Annotated in this window: 6 protein-coding genes; all 6 read left to right on the top strand. The window is 33.6% G+C overall.

The annotated features are described in order from the left end of the window. Window positions 1–592: flavodoxin domain-containing protein (locus ACO5GE_RS07765; protein ID WP_484830345.1), on the top strand; the 592-nt coding region annotated here is incomplete at its 5' end. A gap of 597 nt (window positions 593–1,189) precedes the next feature. After that, window positions 1,190–3,070 (top strand): DUF4153 domain-containing protein, encoded by a 1,881-nt coding sequence (locus tag ACO5GE_RS07760; protein ID WP_484830344.1) that lies wholly within the window; start codon window positions 1,190–1,192, stop codon window positions 3,068–3,070. A 47-nt stretch (window positions 3,071–3,117) separates the two neighbouring features. Beyond that, window positions 3,118–4,215 (top strand): Mbeg1-like protein, encoded by a 1,098-nt coding sequence (locus tag ACO5GE_RS07755; RefSeq protein WP_484830343.1) that lies wholly within the window; start codon window positions 3,118–3,120, stop codon window positions 4,213–4,215. Between the two features lie 281 nt (window positions 4,216–4,496). After that, the gene (locus ACO5GE_RS07750) at window positions 4,497–4,799 is read left to right on the top strand and encodes an OadG family protein (protein WP_484830342.1); all 303 of its coding nucleotides are present in this window, start codon (window positions 4,497–4,499) and stop codon (window positions 4,797–4,799) included. A gap of 79 nt (window positions 4,800–4,878) precedes the next feature. After that, the gene (locus ACO5GE_RS07745) at window positions 4,879–5,259 is read left to right on the top strand and encodes a biotin/lipoyl-containing protein (protein WP_484830341.1); all 381 of its coding nucleotides are present in this window, start codon (window positions 4,879–4,881) and stop codon (window positions 5,257–5,259) included. A gap of 12 nt (window positions 5,260–5,271) precedes the next feature. Then, a partial coding sequence (locus tag ACO5GE_RS07740; RefSeq protein WP_484830340.1) for a sodium ion-translocating decarboxylase subunit beta occupies window positions 5,272–5,691 on the top strand: 420 nt, incomplete at its 3' end.

The following is a 5,691-nucleotide window of genomic DNA, read 5'->3' as shown; positions in this document are numbered from 1 at the left end:
TGTACAATCTGTATTGAAAAAAGCGACTCCGATTTTACCGGACATCAAATATATTTGTCCTCTACATGGACCGGTTTGGAGAAATGATTTTGAATATTTATTGGATAAATATAATAAATGGAGTTCTTATCAACCGGAAGAAAAAGCAGTTATGATTGCTTATGCGTCTATGTATGGAAATACTGAATTTGCTGCACAAATCTTAGCAACAAAATTAGTGGAAAGAGGAATCACAAATGTAGTAGTTTATGATGTGTCTAATACACATGTATCCCAATTGATTTCTGAAGCGTTCCGTGTAAGTCATATTGCGTTATGCTCTGTAACATATAACTTGGGAATTTATCCTGTAATGCATAACTTCTTAAACGATATGAAGGCGTTAAATCTTCAAAACAGAACATTTGCAATTGTTGAAAACGGTTCTTGGACTCCAAGATCAGGTGACTTGATGGAACAGTTTATAGATGAAGAATTGAAATTGATGGATGTATTGAACGAGAGAGTAACAGTAAGTTCCTCTGTAAATGACTCCAGAGAAAAAGAATTGGATAGTTTAGCAGAAACTATTGTAAGTTCATTAAATGAATAATGATTTGAAAATGATTGAAATTCCAATCAATATAACCTTTATTTTGAAAAGTAGAGCAAAGCAGCTCTACTTTTCTTTTTATGAATAGCTGTATTTTCGTATCACCATCTTGCTATCATGGTACAAGATTCATTTCAATGTATAGAAGTTGTGTTTTTCATCGATAGAATACGAAATGACCAACCTTTGGATAGCTATCAAAAGCATAAAGTAATGATAAAAAATTTGAAAAAATATCAGTATTATCAAATTACAACATTCTTACAAATGAGCATAGTGAGAAAAAATCTTTCAGATCTCGTAAAAATAATCATATTGCTACGTAGTTTCAATGTAAAAATATAAAAAGATACTCCCTTTTTAAACTATGAATAGAAACTTATGAATTATGGCACGATATCTTATGTCTAGGAAGCAGAGATAGGGAACATTATCTGGAATAAAAAAGTGTAGTTAAAATGTAAAAATATCCAAACAAAAAACACAAATACTTTTAGAATTTATAGTATACTAAGGAGGGATTTGAAAAGAATTCTATAAAATGCAGGTAGTTACTTGCATATATAAGGTATTAAAAAATGAGAGGAGGATGCTGACATGACATCAAACAAGTCAGCAATTATAATGAGAGGTTTAGAAAAAATTAAAAAAACTTTTGAGAATCTGAATAAAAGTGTCATACGGTTTCCAATCACGATGACGGCTTCTGCCATTTTGACAATTTATTTGATTCTTGAAATAAAAAACAGATGGTCTGTATCGTATGACTCAATGATACAAACACTTTTCACAGTAATACTGGTATCAACTAACCTTCATCTTTTTGAGGAGAGATGGTTATATGAAATGCAAGATCGAAACAAAAAAAGAATTTTTCGTGCACTTTTGTGGCTTACAGGAGGAGCTTTTATTTGTTTTGTATACTTTGTTTTGCTTGATCCAAGAGGAGAAAATATTGTTTTGCTTGATCCAAGAGGAGAAAATATTTTCAGGTCACAAGAAAAGGAAAGAATTTATTTTGGATTGAATTTATTTTTGTTGATATCATCTATGTATATCTCCAAAATCAAGAGAAGTGAAGGATATGTGGTTTATATTTTTGAGATAATTGGAAGTTTTGCGAAAGCGGTCATATACTCTATTGTGATGTATTTAGGACTAGCTGCAATTATTTTCACTGTAGTTCACTTGTTGGAATTTCCGTTGTACTCCGATATTTATGAATATATGGCCTGTATCATCTTTAATCTGTTTCTGTTAGCAGTATTTTTATCGGATTATCCGAATTCAAAGGATGAATTTCAAGGTTATGAAATGGTTCCGGCATGGAGAGTGCTTCTATTAGCGATTATAGTTCCACTACTGAGTGTTTATATGGTGATTCTATATATTTATTTTGCAAAAATTATTGTATTGAGTCAGTGGCCAAACGGATTGGTTGCTCACTTAGTACTTTGGTATGGAATATTCAGTGTGGCTATTCTATTCTTCTTATCTGTTTTGACACAAATCAAACCTTTTTTGAAAAAATTTTCTATCTGTTACAGCGTAGCGATGTTACCTCTTTTATGTATGATGTTTCTCTCTGTTAGAATCAGAGTAAAAGAGTATGGGATTACAGAGAATAGATACTATGTTATTATGGCAGGGCTTTTTGTATTTTGCAGTGCATTGTACTATGTGAGACATTATTTGAAAGACAAGACCGGCTCTTTAATTTTTATTCCTGTTATATTGTCTGCTTTTGTGTTCATTTCGTCTGTTGGACCAATGAGTGGATATCATGTAGAAAAAAGAAGTCAGGTGCATGAATTGGTGAAGGTACTGCAAAGAAATAATATGATTCAAGATGGAAAAATTGTTCCCAAACGGGATTTAAAAGAAGATGAGCAAGAGAGAATATCAGAATTGGTTTCCTATATTATGGCAAATCATAAATTTGAAGATATTCCAAATATGCCATGTAGCGAGAAGGACTATTCTTTTGAAAAAGTTTTTGGTTTTTCTGAGAAATGGTCTGACGGTTGGACAGGTTCAGATTCATATTCTACACCTTCAGAAATAATAAGTGTAGTTTTTTATGGAAATGAGTACAATAAGGTAGAAGATATTTCTGAATTTGATCGAAAATATAATGTTGATTTCTATTCGTCCGACTCGGGAGATGTCGATATGATAAATGAAAAACCTTTTATTATGAGAGAAGAAGACAGGTTAGTTTTTTATTTCTATGATTTAGGAGATAAGGTTTATACGGAAAAAATTCCGTTTGACAAGCTTTACGAACAATTGAATGATTTGCAAAAGAGAAAAGACAAGGGAGAAAAAGTAGAAAATTATCTTGATTTTGAAGGTACAGACATTAACTATCGTCTTGAGATAGAAAGTGTTATGATGGAGAGAACGAAAGAAAATGATACTTACGTTTATAATAGCTGTACGATTGTGGGTACTGTGTATTACCGTTTGAAAAAATAATATGTGGAAGTAGAGTATTTTGTAAGTAATGATGAAAAGGGAGTAGAATGAAGAATATTATTTCCTATGCAAAAAGTGCTTTTGAAACATTTGAAGAAAAACCGCTGTCTTATGTGGATAGTTTAATTTTGTCATGGTTATCTTATGTAAACATCCCAAAGAAAATTTCTAAGGCGTATACGGATGAAGGAATTCGGCTCCAGGAGCTATTTTGTGCAGAACACTTTGATGAAATGTTCGCACATATTTGGGACGAGAAAAGTTGCCGAAAATTATTTTTTCGGCTTGTGTCCAGTCGACGTTTTCGAGATATTGTCGTTTGCAATTATGTAAAGACAAAAGATGTGGATGTACAGAAAGAATTTTCTGCCGTGACATTTCGGCTGACATCTGACTTAAGTTACATTTCCTTTCGGGGAACAGAACCGACTTTGTTGGGATGGAAAGAAGATTTTAACATGGCGTTTCAATCACCGATTCCTTCACAAGATGAGGCAAGAAAATATGTTATGAACCTCCAAAATTTAGATGGAAGAAAACTGATTTTAGGTGGTCATTCCAAAGGAGGAAATTTGGCTATCTACGCTGCTGCTACCGTTTCAGAAGAAATACAGTCAAAAATAGAACGAATTTATTCACATGATGGACCTGGATTTACAGAAGAATTTTTGAGAAGTAAAGGGTATACCAATGTGGAAGAACGTATTGTTAGAATGATTCCTCAAACTTCTATCATTGGAGTTTTGTTAGAAAACAAAGAGGAGTTTGTAGTGATAAAAAGCAATCGTACAGGGATTTTACAACATGACGTTTTTTCTTGGATTGTGAAGAAAGATAATTTTGAAATTCTGGATGAAGTGACAGCGGGATCGAAATACGCGGAGCTTACAATTAAGCAGTGGGTATCCAGTATGAAGCCGGAAGAAAGGGCAATGTTTGTTGATGAGATGTATGAGATATTGAATGTAGATGAAGTAATCTACTTCTCTGATTTAAAAACAAATGTTTTTTCTAATCTGTATAGTATTTTACAGGCGTCAGGAAAAACATCTCCTGAAACAAAAGAGTTTTTGCGCCAGGCTCTCAAAGGATTGGTTGATATAGGAATTAAGAATGTCCCTAAAATATTCAAATCAGAAAAATAAAAAAGGTTAGAAATAAAGATCCGCTAAATTCAAGCCCTACTATTTTTAAAATGGTAGGGCTTGAATAATTTTACAATAGAAAACGATACCATATTTTATACTTATATTCAAACTAAAAGTATGATTTTTTTGCAATGTTTCTGTAAAATATCATTGAATATAGTGTTGCGCTAATATACTAAATTTGCTATAATATTCAAGGAGTAATTTGGAATACATTTCACAATATGAAATGTTGAAAAAAATCAATTGAATTTACTTAAGTAAAGGAGGGTGTGTGTATGTGGATAGGTGAAGTCGATGTATTAAATGCGGTTACTATCTCTGTGATGGGACTTACGACTGTATTTTTGACATTGATTGCGTTGGCTCTTGCGGTTATCGTTGTTTCAAAGGTATTGCTTGCTTTGGGCGTTGGGAAAAAAGAAGAATCAAAAGCAAGCGCTACGACTGCTACGGCAGCAACAGCAGTAGCAACAGATGAAAATGACGAAACTTATGCAGCAATTGTAGCCGCAATCAGTGAAGAAATGAAGCTACCTGTAGATAAGTTTAGAATTGTGGAAATCACAGAAATTGCTTAACTTTCTAACTTACATAGCCTTTTAGGAATGTAGATAGAAAAAACAAAAAACAGAAAAATTGAAAAGAGGGGAATTTATTATGAAATATGTAGTAACTATCAACGGAAAACAATATGATGTAGAAGTAGAAAAAGTAAGTGGTGGATATAAACCAATGTCAATGGGAGCAAAAGCAGCATCTACACCTGCAGCACCAAAAGCTGCGCCTGCGCCTGCGGCACCAAAAGCAGCGCCTGTATCTGCCGGAGATAACACAGTAACAAGTCCAATGCCTGGAACAATCCTTGGAGTAAAGGTAAAAGAAGGAGACGCTGTAAAAGCTGGACAATTAGTAGTTATCTTAGAAGCTATGAAAATGGAAAATGAAATTGTAGCACCTGCAGACGGTGTTGTAGCATCTGTTGCAGTAAAAGAAGGCGACACAGTAGAAACTGATGCAACATTAGTAGTATTGAAATAAGGAGGCACTTTTATGAACTTTTTAGAAGTCATGAAAGCCCTGTTACAAGAATCAGGTTTTGCTGCATTAACAATTCAAAATGTAATCATGTTTGTTGTTTCTTTCCTATTGCTTTATTGTGCAATTGCTAAGAAATTCGAACCATTGTTGTTATTGCCAATCGCATTTGGTGTAATGTTAGCGAACTTACCATCAGCAGGGCTAATGTATGAAGGAAGCAGTATTTATGAACACGGTGTATTAAGAGTAATACAAATCGGAATTAAAACAAATGTATTCCCATGCTTGATTTTCATGGGGGTAGGTGCGATGACAGACTTCGGTCCGTTGATTGCTAATCCAATCAGTTTGTTATTAGGAGCAGCAGCTCAATTGGGTATCTACACAGCATTTACACTTGCTATTGCAACCGGATTATTCTCCGGACCCGAA

Source organism: Filifactor sp., assembly GCF_057248345.1.
This window is presented reverse-complemented; position numbering and strand designations above follow the sequence as displayed.